The 17,878-nt window shown below is 54.6% G+C and carries 14 protein-coding genes; 12 read left to right on the top strand and 2 right to left on the bottom strand.

Annotated elements, in window-relative coordinates; all coding sequences use genetic code 11:
- Positions 1 to 204: 204 nt before the first annotated feature.
- The 12 genes from wecB to AC3A5Z_RS13800 all read left to right on the top strand — a co-directional run bounded on the left by wecB (position 205) and on the right by AC3A5Z_RS13800 (position 16,037).
- Complete coding sequence (gene wecB, locus AC3A5Z_RS13855) at positions 205 to 1,341, top strand: non-hydrolyzing UDP-N-acetylglucosamine 2-epimerase (protein ID WP_487519931.1); 1,137 nt, start codon at positions 205 to 207, stop codon at positions 1,339 to 1,341.
- A 1-nt stretch (position 1,342) separates the two neighbouring features.
- Positions 1,343 to 2,626: a UDP-N-acetyl-D-mannosamine dehydrogenase gene (gene wecC / locus AC3A5Z_RS13850; protein WP_487519930.1), complete on the top strand. Its 1,284-nt coding sequence runs from the start codon at positions 1,343 to 1,345 to the stop codon at positions 2,624 to 2,626.
- A 213-nt stretch (positions 2,627 to 2,839) separates the two neighbouring features.
- On the top strand, positions 2,840 to 4,006 hold the full coding sequence (locus tag AC3A5Z_RS13845) for a hypothetical protein (RefSeq protein WP_487519929.1): 1,167 nt from the start codon (positions 2,840 to 2,842) through the stop codon (positions 4,004 to 4,006).
- On the top strand, positions 3,993 to 4,499 hold the full coding sequence (locus tag AC3A5Z_RS13840) for an acyltransferase (protein WP_487519928.1): 507 nt from the start codon (positions 3,993 to 3,995) through the stop codon (positions 4,497 to 4,499). The genes AC3A5Z_RS13845 and AC3A5Z_RS13840 overlap by 14 nt, the downstream gene beginning before the upstream one ends.
- 242 nt (positions 4,500 to 4,741) lie before the next feature.
- Positions 4,742 to 5,563: a glycosyltransferase gene (locus AC3A5Z_RS13835; RefSeq protein ID WP_487519927.1), complete on the top strand. Its 822-nt coding sequence runs from the start codon at positions 4,742 to 4,744 to the stop codon at positions 5,561 to 5,563.
- 61 nt (positions 5,564 to 5,624) lie between these two features.
- Positions 5,625 to 6,884, top strand: a complete 1,260-nt coding sequence (locus AC3A5Z_RS13830) for a hypothetical protein (RefSeq protein ID WP_487519926.1) — start codon at positions 5,625 to 5,627, stop codon at positions 6,882 to 6,884.
- Between the two features lie 49 nt (positions 6,885 to 6,933).
- The gene (locus AC3A5Z_RS13825) at positions 6,934 to 9,048 is read left to right on the top strand and encodes a bi-domain-containing oxidoreductase (RefSeq protein WP_487519925.1); all 2,115 of its coding nucleotides are present in this window, start codon (positions 6,934 to 6,936) and stop codon (positions 9,046 to 9,048) included.
- A 783-nt stretch (positions 9,049 to 9,831) separates the two neighbouring features.
- The gene (locus tag AC3A5Z_RS13820) at positions 9,832 to 11,232 is read left to right on the top strand and encodes a heparinase II/III family protein (RefSeq protein ID WP_487519924.1); all 1,401 of its coding nucleotides are present in this window, start codon (positions 9,832 to 9,834) and stop codon (positions 11,230 to 11,232) included.
- Between the two features lie 3 nt (positions 11,233 to 11,235).
- Complete coding sequence (locus AC3A5Z_RS13815) at positions 11,236 to 12,468, top strand: glycosyltransferase family 4 protein (RefSeq protein ID WP_487519923.1); 1,233 nt, start codon at positions 11,236 to 11,238, stop codon at positions 12,466 to 12,468.
- A gap of 79 nt (positions 12,469 to 12,547) precedes the next feature.
- A complete protein-coding gene (gene glmS, locus AC3A5Z_RS13810) occupies positions 12,548 to 14,353 on the top strand; it encodes a glutamine--fructose-6-phosphate transaminase (isomerizing) (protein WP_487519922.1) in 1,806 nt (601 codons plus the stop codon).
- A gap of 473 nt (positions 14,354 to 14,826) precedes the next feature.
- Positions 14,827 to 15,672, top strand: coding sequence for a hypothetical protein (locus AC3A5Z_RS13805; RefSeq protein ID WP_487519921.1), 846 nt, complete (start codon positions 14,827 to 14,829; stop codon positions 15,670 to 15,672).
- On the top strand, positions 15,672 to 16,037 hold the full coding sequence (locus tag AC3A5Z_RS13800) for a hypothetical protein (RefSeq protein WP_487519920.1): 366 nt from the start codon (positions 15,672 to 15,674) through the stop codon (positions 16,035 to 16,037). Before AC3A5Z_RS13805 ends, AC3A5Z_RS13800 begins: the two co-directional genes overlap by 1 nt.
- A gap of 335 nt (positions 16,038 to 16,372) precedes the next feature.
- Here the strand turns inward: AC3A5Z_RS13800 and AC3A5Z_RS13795 are convergent, their stop codons facing one another.
- Positions 16,373 to 16,504 carry a hypothetical protein gene (locus AC3A5Z_RS13795; RefSeq protein ID WP_487519919.1) on the bottom strand — a complete coding sequence of 44 codons (132 nt, stop codon included), beginning with the start codon at positions 16,502 to 16,504 and terminating at the stop codon, positions 16,373 to 16,375.
- 558 nt (positions 16,505 to 17,062) lie between these two features.
- Positions 17,063 to 17,578, bottom strand: coding sequence for a transcription termination/antitermination protein NusG (gene nusG / locus AC3A5Z_RS13790; protein WP_487519918.1), 516 nt, complete (start codon positions 17,576 to 17,578; stop codon positions 17,063 to 17,065).
- Positions 17,579 to 17,878 lie beyond the last annotated feature (300 nt).

Here is a 17,878-nt window from a genome sequence, read left to right as displayed (position 1 = left end):
AAATAGAAACCCTAGACGAAAAACCGACGTCATATGAGCGAAGCGCTCTGCAGGCGCGACCTAAACTCGTCCCTCTAACGTTATAAAAAAAACCGGAATGCTTATTTCCGCGAAGCGTCTGGAGCAACGACCACTTCTCCTAGACAAGAGCAAAGATTGTTGCCCCTAAACGTCAATCCAGCCGACAAGAGAGGTTGCTCCGCCGTGATCAAAATTCTTACCGTCTTCGGTACACGTCCGGAGGCCATTAAGATGGCCCCAGTGGTGAAGCTGTTAAACGAAACTTATGGAGTGGACATTCGGGTTGCCGTCACTGCTCAACATCGAGAGATGCTAGATCAAGTCCTTAAACTATTCGAGATCGTTCCGGATTTCGATTTGAACATCATGAAGCCTGGACAAGGTCTTACCGAAATAACTAGCGACGTCCTCGCCGGATTGAAATCCATCCTCGAGGCTTATCGTCCCGATCTCGTCTTAGTACACGGCGACACCAGCACGACCTTAGCAACTTCGCTTGCAGCCTACTATCAGAGAATACCGGTAGGCCACGTTGAGGCGGGCCTCAGAACTGGCAACATCTATTCACCGTGGCCCGAAGAAGTTAATCGCAAGGTTGCCGGGGCAATTGCTCACCTTCATTTTGCGCCAACGGAACAATCTCGTCTAAATCTCATGGCGGAGAACGTGGATGGTGTTCGAGTCTTCGTGACCGGTAATACAGTTGTGGACGCACTATTATGGGTTGTAGATAAGCTCGATGCAGATGCGGAGCGAAGTTCCGATCTTGATAGTCTTCTTGGCATTGATTTGACTAAGAGGATAATTTTAGTTACCGGCCATCGCCGTGAGAGTTTCGGCGCCGGCTTCGAGCGGATATGCGACGCCTTGGAGCGCCTAGCCGCGCGCCAAGATGTACAAATAATCTATCCTGTGCATCTGAACCCGAACGTCAAAGGACCAGTGGAAGCACGTCTAGGTAGGATCAGTGGTATAAATCTGATTCCGCCGCAAGATTACTTGCCTTTTGTTCATCTAATGCGGAGGTCTCATGTGATATTGACTGACTCAGGAGGTGTCCAAGAAGAGGCTCCGTCACTGGGGAAACCGGTATTGGTCATGCGAGATACGACCGAACGGCCGGAAGCTGTGGAAGCGGGCACAGTCAGTCTTGTGGGCACTGATCCAGTTAAGATATTTGCGCAGGTTTCCCTTTTGCTGGACGATGAAGATGCATATGGTCGAATGGCACACGCGCACAATCCATACGGCGACGGTCATGCGTCATTTCGTATCCGAGACGCAATTCTAAGCTACGCAAACAACCTAAACGAGAGTTGATATGGATGATGTGAACTTCAAGAGGATTTCGGTAATCGGCCTCGGATACATTGGGCTGCCTACCGCGGCAATGTTTGCATCAAGAAAGTTCGAGGTCATTGGTGTTGACGTAAATCATCGAGCTGTGGAGATGATCAACAGAGGCGAGATACATATCGTCGAGCCGGATCTCGACATGATTGTACATGCAGCGGTGAGCGAAGGCTACTTACGCGCCACCCTAAAGCCCGAGCCTGCTGACGCCTTTCTAATCGCCGTCCCAACGCCTTTCAAGGGAAACGACCACGAGCCGGATCTTTCATTCATCGAGTCAGCAGTGAAAGCTATTGCGCCTGTCCTTGAGCCTGGCAACTTAGTTATTCTTGAGTCAACATCGCCCGTTGACACGACAGAAGTTATGGCGGACTGGCTTTCGGAAGCTCGACCCGACTTAACCTTCCCACAAAATTTGGGGGACGCATCAGATATCCGCATTGCTCACTGCCCGGAAAGGGTGCTCCCGGGTAAAGTGATGCAGGAGCTCGTTACCAATGACCGAGTGATTGGCGGCATGACTCCTCGTTGCTCTGCGCTTGCGGCGCGGCTGTACAAATCGTTTGTGACGGGTGATTGCATCATTGCGTCGGGACCTCGAGTGGCTGAAATGTGCAAGTTAACAGAAAACAGTTTTCGTGACATCAACATCGCGTTTGCCAATGAGCTCTCGGTCATCTGTGATAAGCTAGAAATAGACGTTTGGGAGCTAATTCGGTTGGCAAACCGGCACCCTCGGGTGAAGATCCTTTCGCCCGGCCCAGGTGTTGGCGGTCACTGCATTGCCGTAGATCCCTGGTTTATCGTTGCTAAGGCTCCGGCAGAAAGCAATGTCATTCGTGCCGCCCGTCTTGTCAACGATAGCAAGCCAGAATGGGTCCTTGACAAGATAAACGCTGTCGTCGCGGCCTTTATGGAGGCAAAACAACTGCTAGCGTCAGAGGATGTAACAATAGCTTGCTACGGTCTTGCTTTTAAACCAAACATAGACGATTTAAGAGAGAGTCCGGCAATACAAATACTTAGGACTTTGATCACCAGGCACAACGGGCCTATTCTGGCGGTTGAACCCAATATCAAGACCCTGCCACAAGATATGGACACAGTTGAACTTGTCGAGATGCAAGAGGCATTTCTTAAAGCGGACGTGCATGTGTTTTTGGTGGCGCATCGGGAATTTCTAGGAGCCGCGAGGCCGTTAGACTATGTAATTGATCCAGTAGGCCTATCATCTGCTTCCCGTTCTGGGTGACACGGACGGTACTTTCCAAGATGGACTCATCCTGTAACAAATGCCTAGTGTCTATATGCGCAATTAGGATTGGGAAGGGGCTAAAGTACCCAATAATAAATGTCTAGGGTAAGATAACAGCCACTGCGCAAGTTTCCTCGAGGGAGCTTAAATTAGAACCGGGTTCCAATGTTGCTGCTAGGGGATTGGTTCGGCACGGGAGTCAATCATTATATGCTGAAATGGTATACAGTTCTCGCGGTACTCTCAAGAGGGTCTATATCATTTGGTGTGCTCTCAGCTTCGCTCTTTATGTCAGCAAGCGATTTTGGACTTTTGGGCGTAGCCTTCATTGCAATTACTTCCTCCTCTCAGGTATTTGGTCACCCCGGATATTTAGCAGCTTTAAAGAGCGAAGAAGGGGACCACGAAAGGCGCAAGCTCAATGTGCCGTTATACACGGTTTTGGGAGCCGCTGCGTTCGTCTTTGTATTGTGGTCGTTCTGGGCTCAGCTAAGTGGGTACAACCTCTTGCTACTCCTATTGACCGCGGGGCTGGCAGGCACATCGACCGCCGCGCAAGTGGTAAATGGAACGCTGCAGGCAGGTGGCCTAGCCAAATTTGCCGCTGGTAACACCGGAGGCTTTATCATCGGGGGAACGCTGATCGGCGTAATTGCGTCGGTGTACCTTGGACCATCAGGTATAATCGCATCGCTCGCCTTGTGCTATTTATGTGCATTGTGCAGAACTCTGAAATTTATAGAGAGCATTTCTCAGGAACATAAGCTAGGAGGTCCCAGATACCTCAGCGTCTTTCAGTTCGCCCTGAGCGGCGCCGCTTCGAGTGTATTGTACATGGCCACCGCAAAGATTCTATTCGACCATGGCGGTGCAGTCCAAATGGGAAAGCTCAGTTTTGCCTTGCAACTTAGAGCCCTTATAATAGTGGGTGCGGGCATACTGGGCGCGGAAATGCTGGCTCGATATGCAAAGCTTTTCTCCAGTTCCGGCGAGATCCAGTTCAAGGAGGTGCGTCGAGACGCTGTTAGGATCACCAAAATGCTTCTGGTGCCGGTGATTGCAATCATCGCCGCGATATCTTCGTTTGATTATACCGAGTGGCTCCCGCCTCTAGATCAAGAAGTCATCTTATATATGTTAGGCTCAGGAGTCTGCATATGTTTAAGCGTCCCCTTCGTTCGAGCAATATCCACGGTGCATAGCGAATTCTTAAACGTCACGCTCACCGCCTTGAATTCCTTATGCTGTATTTGCATCTTAATTCTACTGCCAATAAACGCTGTAAACGCTGCATTTGTATTCCTGCTGAGCGGGTTAATGCAGCTAGTTATGTCAATGGCCGCATACTCTTGGATGCAAAAAAATGAATGCTCGTAAGATCCTATTGAAGGTATTTCTAAGATTTATCAGGTATCCCATCTGGGTCTGTTCTCCCCCGCTTTGCACTCGGTTAACCCAGATAGCGCTCACGCAACTGGGAGTCCGCGTAAACGGGAGGCTCAATTACATCTCTGCCCAAGTATGGTTTGACGGGGACAGGTATGAGAGCATCTCACTCGGACATGGCGTCACCATTTCGTCAAACGTCCGCTTGCTGACCCATGACTGGTCGCACTATACAGTTGCAAAAAGCCTTTGGGGCGATGACATTGAGGTAAAAGGCGTCAAGCGATGCATACGTCTTGAAGATTATGTGTTTGTTGGGACTGGGGCAATTATTATGCCGGGTGCAAACGTGGGCAGAGGATCTATTGTGGGGGCAGGCAGCGTAGTTCGCGGTAATATACCGGAATACTCGGTAGTAGTAGGAAATCCGGGCATCGTCGTTGGCGACGCGAGAGCTGTGGCGAGGAAAGTGTATCACGAATGAAAGAAATTGCTATCGTGCAAATGTTGGACTCTCCTTGTGTTCGCATGAGGAAGGTCGCGCATTCACTATCCCAGTCAAATTTAACTTACTTTGGCTGCTTACGCGGGGGCGCGAGATTAGATTCTCGCGTCAACGTTGTACATGTCGGACCTTCAGTCCCGTCGAAATCTATCAGGAAGGCCTTCTTGGCTCCGATATGGTCACTTGCTGCGGCATGGCGGCTACGGAGAACAGAGCTCGACATGATATATGCGGCCGATCTCGAGGCAGGTCTTGCTGCTTACCTTAGCGGCAAGGCATATATTTATGATGTGCTCGACACGTACGCAGATAGGTATAAGTTGCCGCCACCGATAAAATACTTGATCAGGCAGCTTGAAACATTGGTTTACCAAAAGGCGGCACTAAGTATTCAAGTTAGTGAGCATAGATATGACACATTGGGGACGAGGAGCGGTGATAATCGTCCCACTTTCACCGTGCCAAATACTCCTATGCGGTCGGACCTTCCTTTCATTAAAGAAGAACGGACGTTCGACGTGATAGCGACCGGCAACATCGACGCGAACCGCGGCTGTGATCTTCTACTGGAAGCGAGTCGATGCCTCAATCTAAGAGTATCGGTAGTCGGTAAAATTTCTGATGAGATTCGCCACCGATTCGGAGAGGATGCCAACATCCAATTTACTGGGTATGTCTCGAGTTCGGACGCCCTAGAGCTTTGTGCTGACGCGCGGGCAATATTCTGCGGGTATGATCCAGGTTTGCTGATCAACCGCCTTGCAGCTCCCAATAAAATCTATGACGCGATTTTTTGCGGTACTCCTGTAATCATCAACAGGGAAACAGTGGTTTCGAAGTTTGTCGAAGGTGCCGGTCTCGGGGCAACGTTTGTTTGGGGTGATTTAGAGAGTTTGATAGCCGTCCTTAGGGAAGTTCGTAGTGATGTTTGGGAAGCTCGGATGGCTCGTACTTTCGAGTATGGCAAGGTAGCTCCTCTCTGGGATGAGGCATTTATGCCTATTGCTGACTGGATTTACAAAAATGAGTTAGTAACGGACTAGACGACTTGTGTTTGCACAAGTACTACAAGTATGTTCTAAATGGAAAAGGCCTCGCGAAAAAATGCTTTCTGCTGTTGCCTTCCTTTTCACGTTTTTTCTTTTCTTCGCATTGTTCCCCGGCAAATTTTCCATAGTATTGGCGGTCTTTATTTTTGGATTTTCTTTCCAGTATGCCTTATCGATCGCTAGCTTGCTGCTCCTCAACGATAGCGGAAGCATACGTGCGTCTATTGAATCTCGCGTTATAGCGCTTGTCGCGGTACTATGGTCCTTTGCGTTGGGTTGCGTCGCTATTATCGCGGTAAGACCAAAAATCGCCTATCTTAGTCCATTGCGCGATGCGACTTTTTCTCGGGTGAATCAGATAGTTTCTGTGCTGTGCCTGATTGGTGTGGCGGCGCTGGCGCAGGTCTATTTTATTGTGGACTTTTCGGATAGACTTAGCGGGCGCTCCGGAAAGGGGTACATTTTCATTTTTGGGTTCCTAGGGCTCGCCGCGACGTTTAATATGCTCCGCACTGGTCGTTCAAAAAGTTCTATGTTCTTCTGGGTTGCCCCTCTTTTAGCGCTCATCTTTTTCTTTTTAGCGGGTTACAGGTCGATAGTGTTTCTTATTCTGATAGTGGTTGGTTTATGTTTTGTAGGCTTCGATATTAGTCGCAGACGATTTTTAACCGCCGTAGCGGCCGCCATCTTGGCGGTCGCTTCGGTGCCGGCCAATTTTATCTCTGGAGCTGTTAGATCGATCTTATCTGGTGCATCCAGAGACTTAGACGTGCAATCCACTGTGCAACTCGCTCGGGAGTTGAGTGATCGTCAGCCAGTCCCTCTTGCGAATTCCCATTTAGAAATTCTGGCACACCACTTAAGTAGTGCAGAGCGCAACGAGATCTGGTTGGGGACCTTCAAAACATTTTTTTCGGGCCTGTTCAATTTTCTTCCTAGAGCATTTTTTCCGGACAAGGGGGAGTCAACAGGCGTCGCGGCGGCGCGTTCACTATTCCCAGAATGGTTTGACGGCGGTGTGCACTCCAGTTCGGTGACTGTGGGGCTAATCTACGAGATGGTCCTCGGATTTGGACTTGTCTTGGGCCCATTAGCCTTCGCTCTCTATATATTGTTAATTTGTCTCTCCGTTAGGTTGCTGGAGAAATCAGGTATATACGGTAGATTTTTCTCCGGCTTTGTTATCTGGAATGGATTTTTTAATGTCTACTTTGATGACCTTGGTGGGGTGGTGAACAAATTCGTTTTGATCTTTATTGGGGCTTCGATTGTTATGGTGATTGACCAGTCTCTAATCCGCTTAAGAAAAGTGTGAGCACTCCGTCTCGCCTAAGACAGCATACGTAAGTAAGGGGCAAACTTTTGTGAAACAGCTACTTCAATCATTGCGCGACGGTACAACTATGGTGGCCGACGTTCCTGCGCCGCAATGCGCAAGCGGGCAGATTTTGTCGCGCACCAGCGTGAGCCTCGTTTCGGCCGGCACGGAACGCATGCTCGTTGAATTTGGCAGGGCGAGTTTGGTCCAGAAGGCTCGCTCTCAGCCCGAAAAAGTTAAGCAGGTCTTAGAAAAGGCTCGAGTCGATGGTGTCGCTTCGACGTTGGATGCGGTCCGCGCAAAGCTCGATCAACCATTGGCTCTAGGATATTGCAATGTCGGGCGGGTGATCGAAGCACGCGCCGATGGGTTTTTTCCGGGGGACCGGATCGTTTCCAACGGTAAGCATGCGGAGATAGTCTCTGTTGCTAAGAACCTGTGCGCGCGGATCCCAGCCGGTGTGACGGATGAGGAGGCAAGCTTCACCGTTCTTGCTGCTATTGGGCTACAGGGCATACGTCTTGCGCAACCCACTCTTGGCGAGTGTGTTGTTGTTACCGGGCTCGGCCTTATTGGGCTAATGACGGTACAGATGCTTCGCGCTCAGGGCTGTCGAGTCCTAGGTATCGACTTCAATTCGGAGCGCCTAGAGCTTGCAAGACGTTTTGGTGCCGAAACCGTTGATCCCTCTGCCGGTGAGGATGTGCTTGATCGGGCTGCCGCCTTCTCACGCGGTTCGGGGGTAGATGCAGTGATCATCACTGCGTCTTCTTCGGGCAATGAGATAGTCAAGCAGGCAGCGCAGATGTGCCGTAAGCGCGGGCGCATCGTGCTGGTTGGGGTAGTTGGGTTGGATCTAAGTCGCGCCGATTTCTACGAGAAGGAATTGACTTTCCAAGTGTCCTGTTCGTATGGACCCGGGCGCTATGATCCGTCCTACGAGGAGAGTGGCCAGGACTATCCCATTGGATTTGTGCGATGGACAGAGCAAAGGAACTTTGAGGCCGTTCTCGATCTCATGGCCGCGGGGACTCTTTGTGTTAAGCCTCTGATTACGCACAGAATTATAATCAGCGACGCCGCGCAGGCTATGTCACTGCTCACGGCGGTGGAACCCTCGATGGGCATATTGTTAACTTATCAACAGCCGCTAACAGATACGCCGCCGCAGCGGCGCTTGTTTATAGGTGGTAGTCCTCGGGCTGGAAAGGGCGTGGTTGGGTTCTTGGGGGCGGGAAACTATGCGAGCCGCGTGCTTATCCCGGCTTTCAGTGCCGCAGGCGCCAACCTGCACAGCATTGTCAGCAGCGGTGGCGTCAGTGCAGTACATTTTGGGAAAAAATTCGGTTTTGTCCAAGCAGCCACTGAGATTGAAGCTGTATTGGATAACAGAGACATTGATACTGTTGTGATCGCTACGCGCCACGGGTCTCATGCGGGTCAGGTTCTAGCTGCCCTACGTGCAGATAAACATGTCTTTTGCGAGAAGCCACTATGTCTGTCGCTGGCGGAACTTGCCCAGATTGAGTCAGAGATTATGCTCCGCCCCGACCAGCACCTCCTAGTCGGCTTCAATCGCCGCTTTGCTCCACAAGTTGTTAAAATGAAATCGTTGCTTGCGCCAATTGACGTGCCGAAGAACGTGGTTATCACAGTAAATGCGGGCGATATTCCGCCTGAGCATTGGACGCAAGATCACAAAGTTGGCGGCGGGCGGATAATCGGCGAAGCCTGCCATTTCATTGATCTTGCCCGGCATTTAGTCGGACATCCAATTACGGCACATCGGGCGGTTGCTCTAGGCCGTCATCACGGGAACGCAGTGCGTGATGATAAGGTCAGCCTAACGCTTGAATTTGCAGACGGGTCGGTCGCCTCAATCCTTTATCTCGCCAATGGGAACAAGGGCTTTCCTAAGGAGCGAGTCGAGGTCTTCACGGCCGGCAGGGTGTTGCAGTTGGACAACTTCCGTAAGCTCCGCGGCTGGGGGTGGCCCAATTTCAGAAGGATGAATCTCTGGCGGCAGGACAAGGGCGCAAAACCCTTCGTCTCGCTTTTTCTGGAGTCCGTGATAAACTCGAAGCCGATTCCCATCCCCAAGGTGGAAATCTTGGAAGTGTCACGTGTATCCATCGAGCTTGCAGAAGAAGTGCGCGATTGAGTCAGGTCTAGGCGGAACAATAGATGCTCTATGGCTGCCTTTTTTTAAGTACAGTATGATGATCATTCCTAAAGGCATATGTTATATCGTGAACCACGCTGCTTGCGGGCATCACCTCCGCGCGAACGTTGCGAGCAATGCGGCTATGACATGGAACGGACCCGCGGAACAGGCTTTATGTATACGCTCCATTGTCCGCATGGAAACTAGCCGTTTTTTTGGCAACGAGGCCGTAATTCGCCCTGGCAAGACTTCCGGTTTTCGCTTGAAGTTCCAAACTTTAGAAAATCTCGATGTTGATGGGATTTTGCGCATCAGGTTATTGACCATGGCAATTGACGTTTATAGCTTCGTCAAATCTTCCAATTCGAGCAATCCGCATGGCCATGATGGGCGTGTCTACAACCGGGTTGAATCACAGGAAACGGATGGGCTTCGAGTACACGAAACGCATTATACCCCTTTAAGGCTCACACGTGACAGACACTTAGGGAATGCGGAAGATTTTTGGTTCACGCGATGGACGCATCTGCTCCCTTGTTTGCCAAACTCGCTAGCGCTCTAATGGCTCGACTTTCCACATTTTGGCGGACCGCTCGTCACCTTCGGCCGGTACAGATCTATGGCCGATTGGCCTTTCAAATTTTGCGTCCGCGGCCGGATCTTTCCCCGGCGCCTCCGTTGAGACGCCGCAGCAGTGTTTGGAAGCTGGCTGCATGTCGTCCACCGAGCATGACAGGTCCGGGCAGCTTCAGGTTACTAAATGAGGCAGGGGACCTCGCCGTGCACGGTTGGGATGATCCCGCCAAAGAGAAGCTATGGCGCTACAACCAACACTACTTCGATGACTTGAACGCGGTGGATGCCCGGGGCAGGGTCGTTTGGCACGAGGCGCTGATCGACAACTGGATCACTGCCAATCCACCCGGTGAGGGATCTGGGTGGGAGCCCTATCCCACCTCGCTTCGGATCGTTAACTGGATTAAATGGGCATTCGCCGGCAATACGATGCCCGATCATGCACTTCACAGTCTTGCGGTACAGGCCCGATGGCTGACACGCCGTCTCGAGTCACATCTCTTAGGCAACCATCTCTTCGCCAACGCCAAGGCCCTAATTTTTGCGGGACTTTATTTTGACGGGCCCGAGGCGCAGCGGTGGAAAGAAATGGGGATAACAATCCTATCTCGCGAAATCCCAGAACAAATTCTTTCTGACGGTGGTCAGTTTGAGTTAAGCACCATGTATCACGCGCTGGCGCTTGAAGATATGCTAGACTTGGTAAACGTGGCAAATGCCTTTTGTCAAAGCGATCTAGCGAGGACATGCTCTGATCGGGTCCCGTCTATGCTTGCATGGTTGGCAACGATGATCCATCCCGATGGCGAAATTTCCTTTTTCAATGATGCGGCATTTGGCGTTTCACCAAGCCCAGGCTCCCTCTTCGACTATGCATCGAGACTAGGTTTTGTCATCCCGAAGGTTAATATCGGTTCGACGTGGCTTCGTGAAAGCGGTTACATACGGCTGGATAATGGCGTTGCCGTTGTGCTGGCGGATGTGGCTCGGGTTGGCCCCGATTATCTCCCGGGGCATGCGCATGCAGACACGCTAAGCTTTGAGCTCTCTATCTTCGGGGAGCGTCTAATTGTTAACTCGGGATCGTCGGTATATGGAACAGGTTCAGAGCGCCTTCGTCAGCGTGGAACGCCGGCTCACAGCACAGTTACTGTTCAGAGCGCCGATTCATCGGAGGTGTGGAGCGGGTTTCGAGTGGGGAGGCGCGCTTCTCCATTCGATGTACATACGCGGAAGATACGCGATGATCTATTATCAGCTGAAGCTTCGCATGATGGATATCGTCATTTGCGAGGTTCCCCGACGCATCGTCGGATCTGGTCACTGAGCGCCCACAAGCTCACTATTGAAGACCATGTTTTCCCAGCCGTCAAATCCAAGGCGCGGTACATCCTTGCCCCGGGGGCCGTGGCAAACAATGATAGCATGGACGGGGGTAACATTACTCTGCTCTCCGGGCGGATCTTGCGCTGGCATGCGGGTGGTGCTCGTGCTTGGATCGACGATACTACTTGGCATCCGGAGTTTGGCTTGAGTATATCAACGCAATGCATAGTTCTGCCTCTGAGACTTGGTAGCGCATCTTTGACACTTACTTGGACCTAGCCCATGCATATCCTCATCTTATCTGATAACTTCCCGCCGGAAGCTAATGCACCAGCAAATCGAACTTTTGAGCATGCTCGGGTCTGGGTGGAAATGGGCCATACCGTTACCGTTATAACTTGTGCGCCCAACTTCCCTACGGGAAAAGTTTTCTCCGGCTACAGGAACCGCCTCTGGCAATCTGAATACACCGCTGGCATCCGAGTAATTCGCGTCTGGAGTTATATGACGCGCAATGAGGGCTTTGGGTTGCGCGTCCTCGACTATCTGAGTTACATGGTCACCGCGTTTTTTGCGGGGTTGCCAATCCGAAAGGTGGACCTAGTATTGGGCACCTCCCCTCAGTTTTTTACCGTCTGCGCGGCTTGGGCTGTTGCAGCCTTAAAGCGCCGTCCATTCGTATTTGAGTTGCGCGACATATGGCCAGAGTCAATACGCGCCGTCGGCGCGATTAAGGGCAGCAGGCTATTGAACTTACTAGAACGGGTCGAAATATTTCTTTATCGGCGGGCTGATCTGGTTATTTGTTTAACTCATGCCTTTACTGAAAACCTTATGCAGCGTGGTATCGCCTCAGATAAGCTTCGAGTTATAACCAACGGGGTTGATGTATCAAGTTTCACTCCCCGTACCAAAGATTCTGGGCTGCTTTCACAATACAAACTAGGCGAAAAATTCGTTGTTGGTTATGTCGGTACACTTGGATTGGCGCATGGACTCGACACTCTGCTGGATGCCGCCAAATTGCTAGCTAGCAATGCGGCAACTCAGGATGTGCGTGTGCTCATTCTTGGAGATGGAGCAGAACGCCTTAAGCTTGAAGCAAGGGTCCGGGACGAAGGTCTGGATAATGTCTTTATGGTGGGTTCAGTCCCTCGGGAGGAGGTTGCTCGATACTGGTCTTTACTGGATGTCGCGGTCATTCATTTGAGGCGATCCAATCTATTCAAGTCGGTGATCCCTTCGAAGCTATTCGAATGCATGGCGATGGGCATTCCTGTCTTGCATTGTGTTGAGGGTGAATCCGCCGAAATTGTGATCGGGAATGCCGTTGGAATGACTGCTCTGCCGGAGGCCGCTGAGGATATGGCTGTTGCTATCGCGTGTCTTCATGCTAGCCCGGGGGTGCTGGGGGCCATGCGATGCGCAGGCCCGGTGGCCGCCCGCAAATACGATCGGCGCGAGCTGGCGCGCAGGATGGCTGAACTCTTGGAAGAAGTTGCTTTGTCTAGATGATTACAGAAATGTGTTGCTTCAATGGAGGCGATGCGATGTTAAGAAAAGGCGGCCAAGGCTGCCAGAGAAGGCATGTGACATGTGCGGCATCGTGGGCGTTCTGGGGGATCACGAGGTTGCCCCGCTGCTGGTCGAGGCGCTGAAGCGGCTGGAGTATCGCGGCTATGACAGCGCCGGGATCGCCACGGTGAACCACGGCACGCTCGACCGCCGCCGCGCGGTAGGCAAGCTGGTGAACCTGTCAGACCTTCTGGTGCATGAGCCGCTGTCGGGCAAGGCGGGCATCGGCCACACCCGATGGGCTACCCATGGCGCGGCCACGGTGGTCAACGCCCATCCGCACAAGGCCGGCCCCGTCGCCGTGGTGCATAACGGCATCATCGAGAACTTCCGCGAGCTGCGCGCGGAGCTGTCCGAGGCGGGCTTCGCCGCCGAGAGCCAGACCGACACCGAGACCGTCGCCCTCCTCACCCAGCTGCACATGTCCAGGGGCATGAACGCGGTCGAGGCGGCCACCGCCACCATCGCCCGGCTGCACGGCGCCTTCGCGCTCTGTTTCCTCTTCGACGGCGAGGACGACCTGATGATCGCCGCCCGCAAGGGCTCGCCGCTGGCCATCGGCCACGGCAAGGGCGAGATGTTCGTCGGCTCCGACGCCATCGCGCTTGCCCCCATGACCGACGAGATCACCTATCTCGAAGAAGGCGACCGCGCCGTCATCACCCGCGCCGGCGCCGAGATCTTCGACGCCGAGGGCCGCCGGGTGAACCGCGCCATGACCCGCATCCAGCTGTCGGCCACGCGGATCGAGAAGGCCGGCTACAAGCATTTCATGGCCAAGGAGATCGCCGAGCAGCCGGTGGTCTTGGCCGATGCGCTGCGCCATTACGTGCAGGATCAGCACCTCAACCTGCCGGTCGATTTCACCGGCGTCGACCGGCTGACCATGGTCGCCTGCGGCACCGCCTCCTATGCCTGCCATGTGGCGAAATACTGGTTCGAGCAGCTCGCGGGCCTGCCGGTCGAGGTCGATATCGCCTCGGAGTTCCGCTACCGCGAACCGCCGCTGTCCCCGACCTCCTGGGCGCTCTTCGTCAGCCAGTCGGGCGAGACCGCCGACACGCTGGCCGCCCTGCGCTATGCCAAGGAGAAGGTGGCCAAGATCGTCTCGGTGGTCAACGTCCCCACCTCCTCCATCGCCCGCGAATCCGATCTGGCCCTGCCGATCCTCGCCGGGGTCGAGGTGGGCGTGGCCTCGACCAAGGCCTTCACCTGCCAGCTGACGGTGCTCGCCCTTCTCGCGCTGAAGGCGGCGGTGGATCGCGGCCGGCTCGACGCCGAAGGTCTGCAGAAACACCTCGCCGATCTCGCCAGCCTGCCCGGCCTGATGAACCACGCACTCAGCGGCGGCGACTACCCCGAGATCGCCGAGGAACTGGCCGAGGCGCAGGACATTCTCTTCCTCGGCCGCGGCGCCATGTTCCCGCTGGCCCTCGAAGGTGCGTTGAAACTCAAGGAGATCAGCTACATACACGCCGAAGGTTACGCATCGGGCGAGCTGAAGCACGGCCCCATCGCGCTGATCGACGCCCGCGTGCCGGTGATCGTCATGGCGCCGCGCGACGTGCTCTTCGACAAGACCGTGTCGAACATGCAGGAGGTCATGGCCCGCCACGGCCGCGTGCTCCTCATCTCGGACGCGCAGGGTGTGGCCGAGGCCGGCGCCGGCTGCTGGCGCACGTTGACCATGCCACAGGTGCCCGATGTGCTGGCCCCGATCCTCTATGCCCTGCCGGCGCAGCTTCTGGCCTATCACACCGCCATCGCCAAGGGGACCGACGTCGACCAGCCGCGCAACCTTGCGAAATCGGTGACCGTGGAGTAACCCGCCCGCAACAGCCGGGAGGCCCGCCATGCTGTCGCTAGGCCCGGTGCTTGAGCGGCCTCCCAGTCGAAGATTATTCTCTGTTGGATATCCCCCGGTGGGGTTCGCAAGCCGGTTTAAACCGCAATAGCTTTTGTCCCATTTTGGAACCGGCGGCGGTGCGCATAAAAAGTGATGAAGTCCGATGGGGCATATCCACCGAGTCATCAGCTACCTGCCGATGCGCACGAGACGTGCAGTTCCGCCTGAGGTGGACGCCCATGGGCACTAACGGTCGCGGTATTAACGAGACGTTATCGCACCCGTCGGTCGCAAAGGCCCGCTCCAGCTGGCACTCGCGCCACAGTTGACATAAATTACGATGCTGCCCTTGCTATCGCCGCTCCATAGCCGGAGTGTCTGCCGTAACGCGCGCCGATTTGCCAAGCAGCTCACTGGCTTGCGACTAGTACGGATTGTATGGAGCTAATAAAATGACACCCGACAGGTATATGTTTCTGGTTGTTGCCGCTGCGGGGACAATCTCGGTAGCGACGCCTGCTTTTTCTCAACAAGTGTCTGCTTCCGAGGTGACTGGGGACCCCCAGCTGACAGCTTCGGCCCTGATCAATTCTCTGGATGATCTGAACCGGGCAGTGCAACCTCAGAAACTTGTCTCAATTCAGGGGATCGGGTCCGGCACGGTGGCAAGCCGCGGACTGGTGTTCGGCTCTGTCTCGGGAACCGACCAACGCAACGCGCCAGGTTCTGGCATTGATGGATCGCTCTCGCTTGGTGCCGGCTTCGGAGATCCCGAATCGGGCGTCGGTGGTCAGGTTACGGTCAACATTACCTCGGCTGACTGGGACGACTTTGGCGACTCAGGTTATTTGTCCGCCAAGTTCGGGACACGGATCTTCCGTAACGCGGGCAATACTTACGCCGCGGTCAACTTCGACGGACTGGCCCCCTGGGGGGACTCGTCAGGCATGGACATCCGCACAACAATGGCGGTCACGACCTTCAACGAGGTAGGGGGCGGGCAGTCGGGTGAAATGTATCCCCTCATGCTTACTGCAGGGGTTACATCGCACGACGGTGATGGGGACAGTAACGTATCTCCAATCCTCGGCGCGGGCATCGGCCTGTCTGAGTTCTTCAGCGCAAGCACCTCCTACAACGGCGACTACGTCAACGTCGGTATGGGCGCGAAACTGCCGTGGTTCGAATCTGCAGTGACAACGCTGACGCTGAATGATGTTTTCGACGACGAAGAGCAACAGCGTGCTGTGCTTGCTGTGTCCTTCGCGACCACCGACCTCTTCAAAGGATTTCAATGATGCGCCTCAACATCAGAACTCTTTCAGCGTTGGCAGCCGGTGCGTTCGTCTCGACCGTCGGAATTGCTGCCGCCGGGGTCACGATCGTTGAGCCGATTGAGCCCCCCCTTGTCATACCCTTCAACACGCCAACTACGGGCGTCGGCGGGGGTGCGGTTGCTGGCAGCCCGCAGGCTATTTCTGCTGCACTGGCAGCCGGCAATGCGCTTGCGCTCCAGGTGACGGCTCAAGGCGTGCCGCCTTTGACGGCACAACAACGGGCTTATGCTGCAGCGCGGGTTACGGCCTTGATCAGCCGGACTGGATCAACGCCTCAATTGCAGGCGCTGCTTGTCGCCATCCAGAATGCGCCTGCGGCTAACTAAGTCGCGCCATTGAGCTGACTTCCAAAATTATGGTTAACCGCGAGAATAGCGGTTAACAAAATACAAGCCTCCTTTGGTTGCGACGATCCGCAGCTTCAGAGGGCCGCAGGTGTTGCAGCAATGTCGGTGTACGTGGGCAAGGGTTACAGCTGTGACGGGGCTCGCCGTGTTTTTTCTAGAATAGCACAAAAGCAGCAGCTGCCTAACAGTCGCTATGGATCACTGCTGCCCAAACCTTACTTAATCAGCTTGCTCGAGCTGCGCGGGAGACATCAGTTGAGGACAAGCTGACGCTGACGGCGCGTCCCATGCATTTCAACAAAATATACATTCTTTCACTGGCCGAAAGCCTTTCGACGATGCCCGGGATGGCCTTCGTTCTGCAAGTGCCGTGTCATCTGGCGGAACCGTAGAACGGCGCGTCCCAGGAACTGCTTGGCGATCAACAGCATCACGTCGAGGTTCATCGCCGTCTCGCCCTACGGCGCGTAATAGAACGACGATCGCGCGATCGACAGCAGGCGGCACTGCGCGCCCACTGACAGCTTGGGATGTGAGCGTTCGATCATCCCACGCCTCACTTGCCGATCCAAGCTTGAGCATTTGTGACGAAAAATCGTCGGCGACAGCCAGCTCTCCGGTCTTGGGATGCAGGTCACGGATCGTTTCTTCGGCAACCTCTGCCGCCACAGCAGTCTTGCCGCCGCGCCAAAGATGCCTGCGGCACCCTCCAGCAGTGACCGCGCCCATTGATGGGTCATCGTCGGATGCGCCATATTCGGCGGCCAGTTCCGACACTGTGCGCTCTCCCTTCACGGCCTCCAGCGCCACACGCGCCTTGAAGGTCGCGTCGCGGTTCCGGCGTCTCTACATGTCCTGATCTCCTCGTGCTTCGAGATCAGCAGACTCCAGATCGTAGCTTCCGTCAGTGTTGGATTTTCTGGGGGGGGTAGCTCAAAGCGTTCGGTTGGGTTTGTCTATCGCGTCCCTCAACAAGCACTTCTCTACCTTGTGCTGGTGGCTGCCTAACCAGTTTCCACAACCCGGGCGACTTCGCGCAGCGGCAGGTTCACTCGGACGGCGCGGCCCATGCAGTCGAGTAGGATTGACACCCGCTCGCTGTCCGACAGGGTCTCCACCGTTCCGAACCGGCCGAAAAAGGCACCACTGCGCAGCTCCACCGTATCGCCGGGAGCGAGCGGTGGCGGCGGGCGCAGCACGCCTTCTTCGCTGCACGCGTCGATCAGCGCTTGGATGATTTCCGGCGGTACGGCGGTAGGGCTGCGACGGTCCAGCGAGACGAGACGTGAGACACCGAAGGTCGAGTTGATCGTCGTCCAGCGCGGCTCAAGCCGGTCCGCCTGCACGAAAAGGTAGCCGGGGAACAGCGGCCTCAGCCGCTCGACGGGGCGGTTGCGTACCAGCGCCGGCTCGATGAACTGCGGCAGGAAGGTCGTGAACCCCTGCCGCCTGAGATTGAGCGTCGCGCGCGGGGCCCCGTTCGGGCGCAATTGCGCGAGAAACCACGTCAGCTCTGTCATTATTCAGGACCTATCTGCCGCGTTGCGTCATTGATGCCAGCTAACCGGCCCAACGCAATTTGACAACTTGAAGCTGCGGCAACGGTGTCAGGGCGACGTTAGGGAAGGCCGTGGCGGCATATCAAAGAAAATGCGCGAGGTAGCGGCAGAGGCTGCGAACTTAGCACGCGACCGCTCCGAAACTGCTCATCGCGAGAAAATTACCGGCGCGACTAGAAATCGTGCAGGTCGCTGTCGCTTACAGTGCCGCAACTCCATTCGGTGTCGCCGCACTGCGAGAGCAAACCGCCTTTGCGCCTC

The sequence above is a fragment of the Cereibacter sp. Soil_C_27 genome, from assembly GCF_057657095.1.
This window is presented reverse-complemented; position numbering and strand designations above follow the sequence as displayed.

Coding starts and splice junctions, on each gene's coding strand:
- AC3A5Z_RS13800 (WP_487519920.1), top strand. CDS start 15,672: ATGCGCCTCAACATCAGAACTCTTTCAGCGTTGGCAGCCGGTGCGTTC.
- wecC (WP_487519930.1), top strand. CDS start 1,343: ATGGATGATGTGAACTTCAAGAGGATTTCGGTAATCGGCCTCGGATAC.
- AC3A5Z_RS13835 (WP_487519927.1), top strand. CDS start 4,742: ATGATATATGCGGCCGATCTCGAGGCAGGTCTTGCTGCTTACCTTAGC.
- glmS (WP_487519922.1), top strand. CDS start 12,548: ATGTGCGGCATCGTGGGCGTTCTGGGGGATCACGAGGTTGCCCCGCTG.
- nusG (WP_487519918.1), bottom strand. CDS start 17,578: ATGACAGAGCTGACGTGGTTTCTCGCGCAATTGCGCCCGAACGGGGCC.
- AC3A5Z_RS13795 (WP_487519919.1), bottom strand. CDS start 16,504: ATGAACCTCGACGTGATGCTGTTGATCGCCAAGCAGTTCCTGGGACGC.
- AC3A5Z_RS13845 (WP_487519929.1), top strand. CDS start 2,840: ATGCTGAAATGGTATACAGTTCTCGCGGTACTCTCAAGAGGGTCTATA.
- AC3A5Z_RS13840 (WP_487519928.1), top strand. CDS start 3,993: ATGAATGCTCGTAAGATCCTATTGAAGGTATTTCTAAGATTTATCAGG.
- AC3A5Z_RS13830 (WP_487519926.1), top strand. CDS start 5,625: ATGCTTTCTGCTGTTGCCTTCCTTTTCACGTTTTTTCTTTTCTTCGCA.
- AC3A5Z_RS13815 (WP_487519923.1), top strand. CDS start 11,236: ATGCATATCCTCATCTTATCTGATAACTTCCCGCCGGAAGCTAATGCA.
- AC3A5Z_RS13805 (WP_487519921.1), top strand. CDS start 14,827: ATGACACCCGACAGGTATATGTTTCTGGTTGTTGCCGCTGCGGGGACA.